We start from the raw sequence: 17,937 nt of genomic DNA, 5'->3' as shown, positions 1-17,937 counted from the left end.
AAGTATATTATTGCCTATTTTCATTTTTCAATCCCAAACATGACCAACACTTGCCTTTTTTACCTACCTTTGCAGATTAAATCAAGAATAAAAAACTTACAATCGTGAAAAGAGTAGAGATAAAGCAAGCCTTGCAGATGCAAGCATCTGACAATGAGATTACTGTAATGGGCTGGGTGCGCAACAAGCGCGGCAGCAAAAACGTGGCATTCATTGCCCTTAACGATGGCTCAACCATCAACAACCTACAATTGGTCATCGATTTGAACGTGATTCCAGAAGAAAAACTCGCCTTGATGCACGCTGGCGCATCACTTTGGGCTACCGGCAAACTCGTCGAATCGATGGGAAGCGGGCAAAACGTGGAGTTTTCCGTCAAGGAAATCGGACTTTTCGGTCCTGCCAACCCTGACGAATATCCTTTGCAACCCAAGAAACACTCATTGGAGTTCTTGCGCGACATCTCTCACCTGCGTTTCCGCACCAACACCTTTGGTGCCGTCATGCGCATCCGTCACGCCATGGTGTTCGGCATCCACCAGTTCTTCAACAGCAAAGGTTTTGTCAACATCCATACGCCGTTGATTACCGCATCAGACTGTGAAGGTGCCGGCGAAATGTTCCAAGTCACCACTTTGGACATGCAAAACCCGCCACGCACCGAAGAGGGCAAGGTCGACTACAAGCAGGACTTCTTCGGCAAGCCAACTAACTTGACCGTTTCGGGTCAGTTGGAAGGCGAACTGGCCGCCACCGCATTGGGCAAGATTTACACCTTCGGCCCTACTTTCCGCGCCGAAAATTCAAACACCACCCGCCACTTGGCTGAGTTCTGGATGATTGAACCTGAAGTCGCTTTCTTCGACATCAACGACAACATGGATCTGGCCGAAGAAATGCTGAAATACTTGATTCAGTATGCTTTGGATAACTGCATGGACGACCTTCAATTCCTTAGCAAGCGTTTGCAGGAAGAAGAAAAAGGCAAAAAAGAAGAAGAAAAGTCGATGGAACTCATCAGCAAACTGCGTTTCGTTCTCGCAAACGACTTTGTCCGCCTGACCTACACCGAAGCCGTCGACATCCTCCGCAACTGCAACTACAACAAGAAAGGCAAGTTCCAATATCCTGTCACGGGCTGGGGCATCGACCTGCAGTCGGAACACGAGCGCTACCTCGTTGAAAAGCACTTCCAAAAGCCTGTCATCCTGACCGATTACCCTAAGGAAATCAAGGCCTTCTACATGAAACAGAACGAAGACGGCAAGACCGTCCGCGCCATGGACGTGCTCTTCCCTGGCATCGGCGAAATCATTGGCGGTTCGGAACGCGAAACCGATATCAACAAGATTCTGGACCGTATGCACGAAGTCGGCATTCCGGAAGAATCGATGCAATGGTATCTAGACAGCCGCCGTTTCGGTTCCGTGCCTCATTCAGGCTACGGTCTTGGCTTCGAGCGTCTTATCCTGTTCGTTACCGGCATGACCAACATCCGCGACGTCATCGCCTTCCCTCGTACACCTAAGAATTGCTTGTATTAATGATAATTTTATGAATAGAGACGCGATTCATCGCGTCTCTATTCATAATTTCAATTTTTTCATATTAGACGCGATAAATCGCGTCTCTACAGACGGACGCACGCGGTGCGTCCCTACAAAAAACGAAAAACGATGTCGAATCAGAAACTGACACAGACCCAAAGGCAGGAACTGAAACTTTCGCCTCAGCAGATTCAGCTTATGAAACTGCTGCAACTCCCTATTATTGAACTCGAACAACGCATCAAGGAAGAAATCGAGGCCAATCCGGCTTTGGAAGATGCCAGCGAAAACGAAGAATTTGAAGACAACGAATCCGTTGCCGATGAAGACAACGACAATGGTGAAGATGCTGAAAACGAGGAATATAATGAAAGCGAAGAAGAACCCGCTTTCGATGAGAAAGAAGAATTCGACATCACGGATTACCTCCAAGACGAAGACATCGACGATTATTCCTACAAATTGCAAGTCAACAACCGCAGCAGCGATGATGAAGACTACGAAACGCCAATTTCAAGCGAGACTACTTTCCAAGAATACCTGTTGCAACAGCTTGGCTACCGCGAATTGACTGAAAAGCAGGAGATTTTAGGTGCCTATATCATTGGCAATCTTGATGATAATGGTTACATGAGCCGCAAGGTCTCAGAGATCGTCGACGACCTGATTTTCACCCAAAACATTGAAGCGTCAGAGGAAGAAGTTGCGGAAGTGCTTGCCATCGTGCAGGAACTCGACCCACCCGGCATCGCCGCACGCGACCTTCAGGAGTGTATGCTCATCCAGTTGGAAAGGCTTCAGGAAGACAATCCCTTCGACGACTACAGCCTGGCCATCACCGTCGTAAAAGACTGTTTCGAAGAGTTTACCAAGAAACACTACGACAAGATTGTCAAGAAACTGGAAGTCAGCAACCAGCAACTGAAAGCCGCCATTGATGAGATTCTGAAACTCAATCCAAAACCCGGCGACACCTCATCGACCGGAACGAAAAACTCGCACTACATCGTCCCTGATTTCTTTGTTTATGTAAAGGACAACATCATCGAACTTTCGTTAGAAAGCCGCAACATGCCCGAATTGCGCGTCAGCAAGGAATACATCAACATGCTTGAAGAATATTCCAACTACAAAGACACCCCCCGTATGCAGGAAGCCGTGCAGTTCGTCAAGCAGAAAATCGATTCCGCAAAGCTGTTCATCGGTTCCATCCAGCAAAGGCAGAAGACGCTCTACATCACCTTGAAAGCCATCATCGACAAACAACGGGAGTTTTTCCTGACAGGCGATGAAACAAAGTTGAAACCGATGATTCTTAAGGATATAGCTGACAAAGTCGAACTTGACATTTCCACCATTTCGCGCGTGGCGAACAGCAAATACGTTCAGACACCTTACGGCGTTTTCCTGCTGAAATTCTTCTTCAGCGAAGGCATCACCAACACCGAAGGCGAAGAGGTTTCGACACGCGAAATCAAGCGCATCCTGCAAGATTGCGTTGACGAAGAAGACAAGAAAAAGCCTATGACCGACGAGGCCCTGATGGAAATACTGAAAGATAAAGGCTATCCGATTGCACGCCGCACCGTGGCGAAATACAGGGAACAGCTTGGCATCCCCGTCGCCCGCATGAGAAAAGAAATCTAAAGTCCTGCCGCATAATGCAATAAAGCGGACAGGATCACGTTTATCATATCGTGAAAGCGAATCTCTATACAAAGAAAAAGCATTGGAAATGGATTTTGGCCGTTTTCGCTTTGATGATTGTGGGTGCTTCGCTGTGGTACACCAACAATCTGGTGAAATCCATTGCGCGGCAGGAAAGCAATCAGGTAAAACTGTGGGCCGAAGCCATGGAGCAGCACGCGCTAATGATGAAATACACCGAAGAGTTTTTCGGCGATGTCAGCGAACAGGAACAACTCCGCGTGGAACTGCTTGCCAAGGCTTATCACGAAGTGCTCGATTTCAGCCGAAATGACAACACTGGCATCTATTTAGACATCATCCGAAACAACATCAGCATCCCGCTTGTCATTACCGACAACCATGGTAATATCATGTTTTCGAGCAACCTACCCGCATCGCAAGAAGGCAAAACGCATTTCGATGATGAAATGAAACAGGCCTACTCGAAATTCGAGCCAATAAAAATCAATACCGGTTTTACCGAAGTGCAATGGCTGTATTACAACGAGTCGCTGATTTACACCGAGTTAAAGGCTGTTTTGGATGAGATGTTCGATGGTTTCATGAATGACATCACGACCAATTCGGTTGGCGCACCAGTCATCGTCATAAATGAAGATCTGACGAAAATCATCAGTTACGGCAACTTAGACTCCGCCTTGATGCAAAACGGCGATTATGTCGAAAAACAACTTGCAGCCATGCGCGACGAAAACCAGCCCATTGAGGTTGAATCCATCGACAAAGGGAAAACCTACGTTTTCTACCGCACTTCCGACCTCATCAACCAGATGCGCTACTACCCTATCATTCTGATAGTTGTCGTGGCTTTGTTCCTCTTCATCGCCTACATGCTTTTCAGTTATGCACGCCGTTCGGAACAAAACCAAGTGTGGGCCGGCATGGCCAAGGAAACTGCGCACCAACTCGGCACGCCGCTTTCATCGCTTATGGGTTGGATTGAACTGATGAAGATGCAGGAAGAGCCATTTGTCGGGACTAACGAAATGGAAAAAGACATCGAACGGCTGCAAATCGTTGCCGACCGTTTCTCGAAAATCGGTTCAGTGCCTGTGCTTGAGCCGACAAACATCATTGCACTGGTTTGGGACACAATGGATTACCTCCAAAAGCGCTTCTCAAAGAAATTCGAGTTTGAAATCAATATGCCGAATGACGAACTCATCGTGCCGCTGATACCATCGCTTTTCCGCTGGGTGCTGGAAAACCTCACCAAAAACGCCATTGATGCTATGGGCGACCATGGAAAAATCACCTTAGACCTGTTTGAAGAAGACGGACAAATCATCATTGACCTGAGCGACACGGGCAAAGGCATTACAAAATCAAGGTGGAAGCAAGTCTTCAATCCGGGCTACACGAGCAAGAAACGTGGCTGGGGCTTGGGCTTATCGTTGGCAAAACGCATCATCGAAGAATACCACAAAGGAAAGATTTTCGTCAAGAATTCCGTTGTCAATCAAGGAACTACGTTTAGGATTGTCTTGAAAAAGACAGTATGAGTTTTTCCATCACATTATCTCAAAAAAATAGAGACATAACACGCTAGGTCTCTACCTATTCAATTTCTGAGTCACTTACAATACACCGAAACAATTTTCAGGATGAAAATTCAGTCAGCAGCCGTTTCGATTCTTCCAAAGTATAGCACTTTTCGTTTAATTCTTCAGAAGCCATTGAATTTACAATGATTATGGCAACTATTTACTAAGTAACTATTCATAATTAATTTGCAAAAACACCTTCTCATTTCGACAGGCTCAATGAGCTGCAAATCAGGTTGCTGACATCCTTTTCCAAGGGTGTGACGATGTCGAAGCCCCGAACCAATATGTAAACTAATTTTGCTCCCCTACTTATTTAACCTATGTTGGTTGCCGAAGTCTTATTAATTGGCAGGTGGCAACTCGATGAAATCCGAAGGTCTACAAGTATATAGTTGCATAAACAAAGAAAGGAGACCTTCCGGCCTCCTTTCTTAGAAAGTTATTATTGTGTCACTTATTTCACAACAAACTTAACAGTGTTTTCAAAACCGTTAGCTTTGACAGTAGCAAAGTAGATGCCGCTGTTGAGGTTGCTGAGGTTGACTTGGCTGTAACCAAGAGCAGCGTTGACGGTCTTTTCCATAACCTTCTGGCCAGTGATGTTGTAGATAGCGATGTTCATTTCTGAAGCCTGTGCAGCGTTGATTTCGAATGTAGCATTGCCATCGGTTACAGGGTTAGGATAAACCTTGATTGAAGTCAATGGGTTGACAGCTTCGTTTGTGCTGAGGTTAGGAATAGCAGGAATGACTTTCATGGCCCAAATGGTGTTGTCGTCGATACCACCTTGTGTAGCTGAGTTGCCGATACCGAAACCGCAGAGAGCGTCACCTTGGTAAGAAATCCAGAATTCCTTGTTGGTGGTGTTCTGAATTGAGCTGACAGCAACGCATTCTTCCTGCATGTGCATGAAGTCTTCCATAAGCCATTCTTCGTTGTAGTAGTAGCAGCCACCAGGATTTTCTTCGTCGTAAGCATCACCGATAGTGTAAGGAACATCAATGTAGCTCATGAAAACACCTCTGTAATAGTAAGTGGCATCGTAAAGTTGGCGGTTGCCGTCTGGGCAGCTGAAAGCGATAGCGATAGCGCCTGATTCGTCAACGCAGATTGCCGGAAGAGCTGAAGCGCCCTGCCAGTAGCCGTAGTAGTCTTCATAGTAGAAGCTGTCGTTGTTCCATTCTGAAGCCATAACTGGATCAATGAAACCAGCGATTGGCTGGTCGAAGTTACGGACAATGTATTCGCCTGCATTGTCAGCTGGCCACCAGAAACGGAAGCAGTCGTGGCTGGTGCCTTCAACGTGAACGTGACCGTCGTCGCCGTCATAGTCCCAAACTGGAGGAGTGACAGTGCCGTTTGGATACATTTCTTCGTTCCAGTAGAAGATACCGTCGACTGACATGCCATAATAGAATTGGTATGATGTGCCGAGTTCAGGATGGAAGTAGTGGTGGCTTGAGAAAGCAGCGTGAACCATGCCGTTGTTGTCGATGCAGATGGCACCTGTTTCTGGGCCATACATTGCATTGTCTTCACCGAAGAGTGATGCTTCGTCGGTTTCCCAGTCCATGCCAGCGTATGGGTTGTCCCAAACCTTGATTTTATTCCAGGTTTCACCGTTATCGGTTGATTTCAGGATGTAGGTGTGAGCCATGACGTCGCCGGTGAGCAGGATGGCAACGGTGTTACCGTTGGCTGCCAGTGCATAGTAGTCAGCGCTGTAGAGACCTTCTTCGCCGTCTTCTTCGAGGGTAGGCATGAAGCCGACTTCCCAGTTTTCAGCATCGGTTGATCTTGCATAGTAAGTGTAAGTGATAGCCGTGTTGTCTGAATCCTGGTCAGCAGCGATGACGTGGATGATGTTGTGGTTAGGACCTGAAGTGATGACTCTTGGCCAAGTCAATTCTTCAGCGGTAGCGCCGAGGCTTGGGTTCGGAATTTCGTGTCTTGTCCATTCGCCTTCGCCTTTCTTTTCGCGGGTGTAGCAAACCATGGTGCCGACGCTGGTGTGAGCAACGACGATTTCACCGTCTTCGCCCCACTGTGCGTATGAAGGCCAACCGGTCTTTTCTTCTTCAATGCGTGCTTCTGGGCCATCAGGGAAGAGCAATTCGCCATCAGGCAAAACGAGGTTGTAACCTGTACCACGGTCAGGAGCGGCAGCGGTGCCAGCGAGTGAGAAAGTAGCGGTTACGCCAACGGTACCATCCTGGAAGCGAGCCATACGGTTAGCAACGAAACCATTGCCTTGAAGGTCGTAGTTCGTAATCATTGTTTCGAATTCGCACAATTCTTCGTATCTTGTGCTGGCGACGCTGATTGATGATGGCAGATACTGGTAAGCCTGAACAGCTTCCTGTTTGCCCATTGCTCTCTTGTGAACGTCGGCGGTGCCAACCTTCAGCTTAGGAGCCTTAATTGCTTGATTCTTCGTCTGTGCGAAGCCGGTCATACCTACTGCGAGGATGAGGGAAAGTAACAATACTTTTTTCATTTTGTTTGTAATTTAATTAATTAAATTGTTGATAGTGTGTTTACATTCGTATGTAATGGGTTGCAAATATAGTGCTTTTTTCTTATTCGGTAATTAATATGGTTGTTTTTTGATTAATTATTTCATTGCCGTTTACCATTGCAAAATACATGCCAGAATTCAGGTGGCTGAGGTCGATGGAATTGTCGCCTTCCTTGAGTTGCCCAGTAAATACAAGCTGTCCCATCGTGTTGAAGATGTCGATTTGGGCGTTTCCTGCCATGCAGTTGATGGTGAATCTGCCCTGATTTGGGTTAGGGAACACGTTGATTCCACAATTGGCGGCAAAGTGTTGGCTGACGCTGGTCGGGTCGTCCTGAAGGAAAGGAAGGTAGGTGACGGTGCCGTAGCCTTCGCCTAAATCGGGGAAGTGGTAGATTACGTTTTCAACTTCGGCTTCATCATCAGTGCCCCAATAGTTGCCAATGGCGCTGATGTCGCTGAAACTGTTGTTGTAGATGGCGAAAACGGCATCCTCACCATAGCCGTCGTTGTGGTTGTCGCTGATGATGTTGTAGCCCCAGTCGTCTTCGGTGCCCATGTCGATGTCGTTGTAATAGATGGCGGTGATGCCCCACTGGTTGCCGGTGATGGTGTTGCGGCGCAACTTGGCTTTCATGTCGGTCGAATAGCCGTAGATGCTGATGCCGCTGCCGCCGTTCATCGGGTCAACCTCTGCATCGTTGTCGATGAAAAGGTTGTCGGTGATGAGCGAGCTGATGACCATGCCCTGCTGGTTGTAGCCGTAACGGTTGTTCTTGATTTCGTTGCCTTTGAGCAGGACTTTGGTGCTGCCAGTTCCCATCAGGTCGGTGATGGCGATGCCGCCCGACATGCTGTAGTGGTTGCCTTCGATGGTGTTGCCGACAATGCGGATGGAGTCTTCGGCTCCGGGACCGAGATTAATCTGCGGCAGGTTCTGGTTGGTGATGACGTTGTTGAAGAAATAGCAATCTGTGATGGTTGGCGATCCGTTGACGTTCACGCCTGATGCAATGGCAGCGCCGTCGTTGTTTTTAAAGGTGCAGCCTTTGAAAACAGGGCCGCAATTCATGTAGTTGACGGCTGCATTGTTCGATTGCGTGTTGAAGTGAACGAAATAGCAGTCGTTGAAAACGACCTCGCTTTCGATGATCATGAAACCGCCGCCATACTTGAACTTGATGCCGTTGAGCAGACAGCCGGTGGCGTTTTCGAAACGCAGGTTGTAGTGTCCATCGTTTTCAGCCTTAATTTCGACATAACTGTCGTGATGCTGGCAGCTGAACGAACCTTGAATGGTGACGGTGACTTGGTCGTTGACCAAAACGATGTCTTCGTTATCAGCAATGACCAGTCTGTCGTTTTCCGAAATGGTGAGGTCGTTGTTGATGCGGAAGGTGCCTCCTTCAACAAATTCGACGCAGCCTTCGCTGTCATCGGCGAGGCTGGCCATTGTGTAGGTCGTTCCGTTGCCCGGACTGATCCATTGGGCTTGAGCCAAAGTGAAATTGGCGAGTAGCAGTGCTACGACAAGGGATAATTTTTTCATAGAAGTATGATTTTTTAAATTCTTTGCAAAATTATGAAATTATTATTGCTTCGCAAGCCTATTTTGCTCACCTGTTTGCCAGATAATCCCCCAAGCCAGACCAGACTATGACGGAGTCGGAATTAATACATAATTTAACGATTATTAACACATAGATAACCATTAATTATTGGGTGAGTAATGGATGATATATGGATAAATTATGGATAAATTAATGTTTTTTTACAGTCTGGACAAGGAGAGGGGAAGTCTGCATTCCTACCTTGCATGAGTAGTTTTATTATTTCGTTTGCAAGACTCGGAAATTTATGTAGTTTTGCAAATTATTATAATAGGTGCTATGGAATACAATGAAAATGAATCGATGGTAGGTGAACCGGCTGCTCCATATTATACTGTCAGCGACATTTCGGCATTGCGCTCGCAGATTATCAGTTATGTTGAGACGCAGGAAGATATGAATGTGCTGAATAATGTTTTCGTGTTTCTGAAAGGAGAAATGAAACGGCAGTTTAATGAGAAAGTTTCGCGGGCCAGAAAATATGCCTTGGAACATTATGATGCTGAGCGCATTGCCTATTTGGAAGAACACAATTATTTCATCGGGCAACCGATGCCGATCCATGTTTACGATTCGGAGGAGGCGTTGGATGAAGCGATTGGTGAAGCAAGGAAAGAGTTTGAGCAGAAGGGCGGTCTGCCTCATGAGCAAATGATGTGTGAAATTGATAAAATGCTTGATTCATGGAATCATTAAGCATAATATGGGAACCAGCTGCAATAATGGCTGTTATGGACACGTTGGAATGGTACAAGAACAATGGATATGGTGAACAATTTGCAAGAACGTTTATCAATAATATTAATGACGCATTGAGTTCAATTGCCACATCACCTGGTATTGGAAAATTTTATAAAATCATCAATGCTGTTGAATACAGAATCATGCCAACACATCCAAAGTCGTCTGTCTTATATTATGTGAAAGGCAAAGAATTGCATGTGGTTGATATTATCTATTCAAAAATGAACAATAATAACTAATTGATATGAATAAACTTATCCTCCCTTTGATGCTCCTCATTTTGGCAGCATGTCAGACAAAACAAGAAGTCAATCCTATTGAAGATGCCGCTGCTTACGTCGACCCGTTTATCGGCACTGGCGGCCACGGCCACACTTTCCCTGGCGCTACGGTGCCTTTCGGCATGGTGCAGCTTAGCCCCGATACGCGTATGAACGACTGGGACGGCTGTTCGGGCTATCACACCTCCGACAAGACCATTTTGGGTTTCAGCCACACCCATCTTAGCGGCACGGGTTGCGCCGATTATGGCGATTTCCGTTTCATGCCTGTTGTCGGCGAAGTGAAACTGGACAAAGGCATTGCCGAAGATACCAAGACGGGTTATCGTTCATCATTCAATCATGAAAACGAGGATGCCAAGGCGGGCTATTATTCTGTCCTTTTGGATGACTATAATGTGAAGGTGGAACTCACCACGGGCGACCGCGTGGGTATGCACCGCTACACTTTCCCGCAATCGGCTGATGCCCATGTGCTGCTCGATTTGGTGGAAGGCGTCGATGACGAGGATGTCTACGAATCCTCACTGACCATTGAAGGTGAAAACGCTATCAGCGGTTTCCGCCGCACAAGAGACTGGGCAAAAGACCAATACCTTTATTTCTATGCCGAATTTTCAAAGCCGTTCAAGGCTTATTCGATGTTCGACCACGGCGCCATTGCTGATAACGATGGCACTTTGCAAAGCGACAACATCAAGGCTTATTTCGATTTCGATACCGAGGAAGGTGAGCAGATCGTGATGCGTATCGCCTTGTCAGCCGTCGATGTGGATGGTGCGAAGAACAACTTGAAGAATGAACTTGCCGATGGCGATTTCGATTTCGATGCTTTGGCACAGAAAGCCTACGACAGATGGAATACCGAACTGAAACGCTACGATGTGCAAGGCAATTCGGAAAGCGACAAGACCGTTTTCTATTCGGCTTTGTATCACACCATGGTCGCGCCTAACCTTTTCAGCGATGCCGATGGCCGTTACCGCGCCCACGATTTGCAGGTCCATCAGTCGGAAAGACCGATTTATACGGTGTTCTCATTGTGGGACACTTTCCGCAGTCTGCACCCGCTGTTCAGCCTGATGCAGCGCGAACGCACCCTCGATTTCATCAACACCTTTATTAATAATTACGAGACGGGGGGCGTGCTTCCGGTTTGGGAATTGGCTGCCAACGAAACCTATTGCATGATTGGCAATCACGCCATTCCGGTCATCGCCGATGCTTATTTCAACGGCATTCGCGATTTCGATGCCGAAAAGGCTTTGGATGCCATGGTGGCTTGCTCGAAACGCGATGCTTTCGGTTTGAAGCCATACGCGCAATATGGTTTCCTACCAATTGACATGGAAGGCGAAGGCACCTCAAAGACACTGGAATATGCCTACGACGATTGGTGCGTGGCACGCATGGCCGAGGATTTGGGCAAGACCGAAATCGCCAATGAATTCTATGAAAGGGCACAATCCTATAAGAATATCTACAATCCTGAAAATCAGTTCTTCCAAGGCCGCAGAAATGGTGGCTTCATGCATCCTTTCGACCCAAGTCAGGTGAATTTCACTTTGACGGAAGCCAATTCCTATCAATATGGTTTCTTTGCGCCGCAGGATGTCAACACGCACATCGACATGATGGGCGGCATGGAAGCCTATGGCAAGAAGTTGGATGAATTGTTCACTACTTCGGTTGAACTTTCGGGACGCGTGCAGCCCGACATCACGGGTTTGATTGGCCAATATGCCCACGGCAACGAGCCGAGTCACAACACGGTGTACATGTATAATTTCATCGGTCGTCCGACCATGACGCAAAAGTATGTGAATCAGGTGATGGACGATTTCTATACCGATGAACGCGACGGCTATTCGGGCAACGAAGACTGCGGCCAGATGTCGGCTTGGGCTGTGTTCAGCGCCATGGGCTTCTATCCGGCTACGCCTGGTTCGGGTTATTATGTTTTAGGTGTGCCGCGCTTCGACCGCGTGACTTTGAGCCTCGAAAACGGCAAGCAGTTTACGGTTCTTGCCGAGAATCTTGACATTCACAACCGTTATGTGAAGTCGGTGAAACTCAACGGCAAGGCTTTGGACCGCAGTTACATTTATTTCGACGAAGTGTATGCTGGCGGCGAATTGGTTTTCACCATGACCGACAATCCTGATTCGCAATGGGCAACGCAACCTGAAAACTGTCCGGTGATGCGTATCCCCGCTGAAAATATCGTCATTGTCCCGACGATTAATGCCGAATCGGATACCTTCTTCGACAGTCTTTTGGTCTCGATGAGCCATCCGGTTGAAGGCGTTCAGATTTACTACACCTTGGATGAAACGGCACCGAATGAAAATGCCATGCTTTACACCGAGCCTTTCTATGTGAAGGAAAGCACCGTCATCACGGTTGCCGCTTTGCAGGATGGCCGCTGGAGCAGACCTGTCGATGCACACTATCATTATATTGATGCGCAGCGTATTGTAACGGTCGAAAGTGCTTATTCCAACCAGTATGAGGCAGGTGGCGACAAGGCTTTGATTGACCGTTTGCGTGGCGGACAGAATTTCCGCACGGGCGGCTGGCAAGGTTATCATGGTGTCGACTTGGTGGCAACCATCGATTTGGGCCTCAGTCAAAGGGTGAACCGTGTGGCTGGCAGTTTCTTCCAGGATCAGGATTCTTGGATTTTCATGCCGACCGAAGTCGAATATTTCATTTCTGACGACGGAAAGAATTTCAAGAGCGTTGGCAAGGTGAAAAACACGCTGCCGGAGGATGAACTCGGTTCCTACGTTCAGGAAATGGAAGTGCGTCCGGAATGTGAAACACGCTACATCAAGATGGTGGCAAAGAATCTGGGCGTTTGCCCCGATTGGCATGTCGGCGCTGGCGACAAGGCGTGGTTGTTCTGCGATGAAATCATAATCGAGTGATTTGTGGACAATTGGACGATTAGACAATTAGACTGTTTGACAATTAGACTCTTTGATATTTTGACATTAATTAGACAATTGATTTTTTAGACGCTTTGACGGCCTTTTTTTTGAGGCCGTCATTGACTACGTCGAATGCAAAGCATTTCCCGCGAAGGTGGGAATCTCATTTTGGTCTTTTTGAACAATTTTGAACTTTTTTATTTTGAAACACAATAACAATTACTAAATACTTAATCGCATGAAAGACTCAGTAGTTATCTTGGCTGGCGGTGGTCCGGCCCCTGGTATCAATACGGTAGTCAGCACGGTGGCTAAGACCTTCCTGAAGGATGGTTACCGCGTGCTTGGCCTCAACGAAGGCTACAAGAACCTTTTTAGGGAAAATCCCGATGTCGTTGACATGGATTTCCTTTATGCCGACGCAATTCTGAAACAAGGTGGTTCTGCCCTGAAAATGAGCCGCTACAAACCGAAAAACGAGGAATTCAACACGGATTTCTTCGTGAAGAACAACGTGAAACTGTTGGTCACCATTGGCGGCGACGATACGGCTTCGACGGCTAACCGCATTTCCAAGTTTTTGGAAGGCAACAATGTGAAAATCCAGAACATTCACGTCCCGAAGACCATCGACAACGACCTTCCTTTGCCAGAAGGCAGCCCTACTTTCGGCTATTATTCCGCAAAGGATGCCGCCGTGCATTTGGTGCAGACCATCTACGAAGATGCCCGCACCAGCGGCAACTGGTTTGTGGTTTCGGCCATGGGCCGCGAGGCTGGTCACTTGGCATTCGGCATGACTTCGGCCTGCCATTGCCCTATGGTGGTCATCCCTGAAATGTTCAACAAGACGGAAGTCACTTTCGATGCCATCATCAAGTTGGTGGTGAGTTCCATCGTGAAGCGCAAACTTTTGGGCGTCAATTACGGTGTCGTGGTCATCAGCGAAGGCGTGTTCCACTTCATGAGTGACGATGAAATCGAGAAATCAGGCGTGGCTTTCACCTACGACGAACATGGCCATCCTGAGTTGGGTAATGTCAGTAAGGCTCATATTTTCAATGTGTTGCTGCAGCAGCATCTGAAGATGTTAGGTCTGAATGTGAAGAGCCGTCCGGTTGAAATCGGTTACGGCATCCGCTGCGTCGAACCTAACGGCTACGATTTGACATACTGTTCGTTGCTGGGCTACGGCGTGAAGAAACTCTTCGACCAAGGCGTTACCGGCGCCATGGTGACGACCAACCCGAAGGGTGAAATTCTGCCGCTTTACCTGAAGGATGTGGAAGACGAAAACGGCAAGATTAAGCCGCGTCTCGTCAACCTGAACGGCCCGAAGGCTGAACTGATTTTCAACGATGGTCTGCAGTACATCTCGCCAAACGATTACATTCAGGCCAAGGATTATCTGCCAACGCCAGAAGATTACGATTTCAAAAAGATTTTGAAATGGTAATTTTCGCTGGCTGAATAATGAAAAAAACGAGGTTCCTGAGAGCCTCGTTTTTTTGAAATCTTTCCATAGAAAGTTCGGTAAACTGAAAATGTTTATCTTTGCAAAGCAAATACTGAGAGTATGTCATAGTATCAGCCATTTGAATGGACGCGAAAAACGAAATCATATTATATCAGCCTAACGAGGAAATAAAGCTTGAAGTACGACTTGAGGGCGAGACGGTTTGGCTAACACAGGCTCAAATTGCGAGTCTGTTTAATGTGGGACAGCCTGCTATTTCAAAACATTTGAAAAACATTTATTCTTCGGGAGAATTGCAAGAAAGTAGCACATATTCCATTTTGGAATATATGGGTAATGATGGCAAACAAACTTATAAAGTCAAATACTATAATCTTGATGCAATCCTTTCTATTGGCTATCGTGTTAATTCCATAAATGCGACAAAATTCCGCCAGTGGGCAAATAAAGTTTTGAAAGACTACTTGTTGCGTGGTTATTCAATCAACCAACGCTTCGAGAGGTTGGAACAGCGAGTCGCCGAGACCGAAAATAAGATTGACTTTTTTGTGCGTACATCGTTGCCTCCTGTTGAGGGCATCTTTTATGATGGCAATATGTTGGAACCTTTCGGCTTTGTCAATGGCTTGATTCGTTCTGCAAAACGTTGCATTGTGCTGATTGATAATTATGTGGATGAAACGGTTTTGCTTCAGTTAGCGGAACGAAGCAAAGAGGTTAGTGCAGAAATCTACACGCAGAAAGTGTCGCCATCATTTGCCGAAGCCCTGAAAAAACACAATGCCCAATTTGAAGCAATAGAATTGCATGTTTTTGCGAAGTCACATGACAGGTTTTTGATAATTGACGATAATGTATTTCATATAGGTGCTTCCCTTAAAGACTTGGGTAAGCGCTGGTTTGCCTTCTCAAAGATGGAGATGCCTGCAAATGAAATCATTGGCCGATTAAATCCTTGATTGTTTAAGAATATCGCTTATTCCATTTTTTCTCACAATTTGATTGGCATGGCATTGTTTCGTTGGCTGAAAAACAAAAGGCCGAGGTTCTGTAGAATCTCGGCCTTTTCATTTGTTGCCGCGTGTAGAGACGTTTTGCAAAACGTCTCTACGGAACGCAAAAAGGTTATTTCATCACATTCACCTTTTGCAGTGATATGCCGTTTGCAGTTTCGATGCGAACCATGTAAACGCCGTTGCCATATTGGTTCATGTCGATTGTAATGAAATCAGCATCAGCGTTTTGGTCGCAAACGATTTGTCCCATCAGGTTGGTGATGGTGATGTGCTGCAGACCGTTGGCATTGATGTTGAGCAATCCGTTTGTCGGGTTGGGATAAACATTTGCCTCTGCATCATTCTCCTCAACAGCTTCTATGATGAAATAGATATAGACATAATCGTTTTCCGGCTCATAAAGAGCATGTGCTGGCTCCGATTCGCAGGTCTCGTCACCGTTGCTGTAGAAGGCTGTGACCCGATAATAAAAAGAAGCCTGTTGATATCCAGCCATGTCGTCGAAATAGTCCATCATACCGCAATTGCCAGGTTCGACTTCGGCAATCCTTTCGTAGTTTTCGTTGTCAACGCTACGATAAACGAAATAACGGTTTGCTGAATTGGTGGCTGTCCAGGTTAAAAGCACGCCCTGCTCTTCGAAGGTAATGAAAAATTCTCCCGTCAGGTTTTCTGGTGCGGAGCAATCCAAAGGTTGTTCGCAATCGTTATTATAAGCGAAGAGTTCGCCGTCAGTGAGTTCGCTTGGCGAGACGAAGATTTCGTTGCCTTCGGCATCCATGACGCGGAAAGAACATTCAAAATCGGTGTCGTATTGTTCGTTGGTATGGTACCAGCCGTGATTCCAGAAGAAACGCAAGTTGCCACGCAGCAGCGGCACGTTTTTCAACTGTTCGGTACCATCTTCCATGGTGATGATGGCAATACGGTTGTCGTTTTCGTCGACGACGGAGATGGCGGCACCTTTCCAGCCATCGTTGCCTGAGTCGTTCAGTTGAAAGAGCATGTCGCATTTTTCGCCAATGAGGATTTTCTGGTAAACCGGAATGCTGGCGCCAACGCTGTTTTTCACGAAAACGGAATACTCATAAATGCGGCTTTCGGGAACGATGTCGCTGTAGCTCATTTCGGCACCTACTTCAGCATTGGTGAAAGTGGCAATGACTTCGAAATTGCGACGGACAAAAACCGTGTCGATTGAAGTCAAGGCATTGCCGCTGAGGTCGTTGGCAGGATTGTTCCAAGTCAATGTGACACCATTGTGACTGTCGTTTTCTGTGATTTCAAGTTTTTCGATTCTATCAGGACGTTGGTTGTAGTTCTCGGTTTGAGGATAGAGGTCGAGAATGGCGTTGTTTGATGAGTTGAAGGCATATTTGGTGGTGTTCAGGGCACCGATGGCGCAGAAGGCATTATCGCGGCCGCTCCAGCCCCAGTTGAAGTGGAAGTAGTCGTTTCCATCATAGCCGTCGCAAACGTAGGCGTGACCGCCGTTGCCGCTATCATCTTGGCCGGCATAATAGACAGGTCTGCTTTGATCAAGCTCACCTTTCAGAGCTTCGGCCCATTCCTGGTTGGTGTAGCCGCCACCCCAGTAGCCGTCTTTATAAATGAGGTTGCCGTTGGTGAAACCAAAATAACTGTGCAAAGCATCCGGCACATATTCGGAATAGGCACCGCTGCCATTGGGACCGTACATCATTTCGACGGAGATGCCGAGATGATGCAGCAGTTGGGCAACGTAAAATATCTCTTCATCGGTGCTGAGCGAATCGAGGTCGTGCGGCATGAGTTCAAAGTGATAGTCGGTTTGGCCGAAATTGGCGGTTTGTGTTGGATAGCTTGGGTAGCCCCAACCGCCAGGCGTATAGCTGTGCGAGCCTGTGCCGCGGGTCGGGTGGTTGTAGTAGTTGATGACTTGTCCCATAGCCGTTGCCACGCAACCTGCATAGACATGACCGTTGTTGCCGCCTTCGTCTTCAGGGCATTGGCTGTTGTAAGGATAGTTTTGATTCCAAGTGGTTTCCAAAAGAATGTCAACGCTTCTCTGGTTGCGGTTTTGACGAATGTAACCTGTCTTTTCAATAGACTGCCATTCGGCAACGATGTCAGGCGTGGCGGCAATGTTGTGCTCTCTGACATACTGAATTTCTTCACGATAGCTGTTCAAAGTAAAACGGAAACCATCAGCGACATCGGTTGTCGAGTAGCTGCCTTCAGTGGAATAGGCCAAAATCGGTTTCACGCGGTCGTCGCCCGAAACAACGACGAAGCCTTTTTCGCCTTTAAGGTTAAAGATGTAGTAATCGATTGCGCCTTTGGTAAGGGCTGCCGAAACGAGATTGAGCTGAATGTCCGCCTTTTGTCCAAGCGAAGTGGTCTTCAGGAAATTTTCTCCAATGCGCTGGGCGGTCTGTTGGTCGACAGGGCCTGCAATCATGTTGCTGATGGCCAGTGCAATGATGCTGAGCGTGATGATTATCTTTTTCATGTTGATAGAATTTGAATTTTCAAAATAATGCTGCAAAGATAGTCTTTTTTGAAAATTGGGCAT

General features: G+C 47.0%; 11 protein-coding genes. 8 read left to right on the top strand and 3 right to left on the bottom strand.

Annotation, left to right across the window (positions count from 1 at the left end):
* Positions 1-137: 137 nt before the first annotated feature.
* From asnS to AC06MN_RS03835, 3 genes are all read left to right on the top strand, one after another.
* The gene (gene asnS / locus AC06MN_RS03845) at positions 138-1,544 is read left to right on the top strand and encodes an asparagine--tRNA ligase (protein ID WP_475671046.1); all 1,407 of its coding nucleotides are present in this window, start codon (positions 138-140) and stop codon (positions 1,542-1,544) included.
* A 132-nt stretch (positions 1,545-1,676) separates the two neighbouring features.
* Positions 1,677-3,194, top strand: coding sequence for an RNA polymerase factor sigma-54 (rpoN, locus tag AC06MN_RS03840; protein ID WP_475671033.1), 1,518 nt, complete (start codon positions 1,677-1,679; stop codon positions 3,192-3,194).
* A 50-nt stretch (positions 3,195-3,244) separates the two neighbouring features.
* Positions 3,245-4,759: a sensor histidine kinase gene (locus AC06MN_RS03835; RefSeq protein WP_475671032.1), complete on the top strand. Its 1,515-nt coding sequence runs from the start codon at positions 3,245-3,247 to the stop codon at positions 4,757-4,759.
* 499 nt (positions 4,760-5,258) lie between these two features.
* Here AC06MN_RS03835 and AC06MN_RS03830 read toward each other — a convergent pair whose 3' ends face one another.
* Positions 5,259-7,301, bottom strand: a complete 2,043-nt coding sequence (locus tag AC06MN_RS03830) for a T9SS type A sorting domain-containing protein (protein WP_475671031.1) — start codon at positions 7,299-7,301, stop codon at positions 5,259-5,261.
* An 82-nt stretch (positions 7,302-7,383) separates the two neighbouring features.
* Positions 7,384-8,871 carry a T9SS type A sorting domain-containing protein gene (locus tag AC06MN_RS03825; protein WP_475671030.1) on the bottom strand — a complete coding sequence of 496 codons (1,488 nt, stop codon included), beginning with the start codon at positions 8,869-8,871 and terminating at the stop codon, positions 7,384-7,386.
* 340 nt (positions 8,872-9,211) lie between these two features.
* Between AC06MN_RS03825 and AC06MN_RS03820 the strand changes: the two genes are divergently transcribed.
* The 5 genes from AC06MN_RS03820 (at position 9,212) to AC06MN_RS03800 (ending at position 15,326) form a co-directional block, all read left to right on the top strand.
* Positions 9,212-9,628 carry a hypothetical protein gene (locus tag AC06MN_RS03820; RefSeq protein WP_475671029.1) on the top strand — a complete coding sequence of 139 codons (417 nt, stop codon included), beginning with the start codon at positions 9,212-9,214 and terminating at the stop codon, positions 9,626-9,628.
* On the top strand, positions 9,616-9,915 hold the full coding sequence (locus AC06MN_RS03815) for a hypothetical protein (RefSeq protein ID WP_475671028.1): 300 nt from the start codon (positions 9,616-9,618) through the stop codon (positions 9,913-9,915). Before AC06MN_RS03820 ends, AC06MN_RS03815 begins: the two co-directional genes overlap by 13 nt.
* Before the next feature lie 5 nt (positions 9,916-9,920).
* Entirely contained in the window at positions 9,921-12,887 is a 2,967-nt protein-coding gene (locus AC06MN_RS03810; RefSeq protein ID WP_475671027.1) for a GH92 family glycosyl hydrolase, read from the top strand.
* Between the two features lie 241 nt (positions 12,888-13,128).
* On the top strand, positions 13,129-14,346 hold the full coding sequence (locus AC06MN_RS03805; RefSeq protein ID WP_475671026.1) for a 6-phosphofructokinase: 1,218 nt from the start codon (positions 13,129-13,131) through the stop codon (positions 14,344-14,346).
* 143 nt (positions 14,347-14,489) lie between these two features.
* Positions 14,490-15,326: a virulence RhuM family protein gene (locus AC06MN_RS03800; protein WP_475671025.1), complete on the top strand. Its 837-nt coding sequence runs from the start codon at positions 14,490-14,492 to the stop codon at positions 15,324-15,326.
* A gap of 166 nt (positions 15,327-15,492) precedes the next feature.
* On the opposite strand, the gene AC06MN_RS03795 is transcribed toward AC06MN_RS03800, so the two are convergent.
* Entirely contained in the window at positions 15,493-17,874 is a 2,382-nt protein-coding gene (locus AC06MN_RS03795) for a T9SS type A sorting domain-containing protein (protein ID WP_475671024.1), read from the bottom strand.
* Between the last annotated feature and the right edge of the window lie 63 nt (positions 17,875-17,937).

Source organism: Candidatus Limimorpha sp. (assembly GCF_056203535.1).
This window is presented reverse-complemented; position numbering and strand designations above follow the sequence as displayed.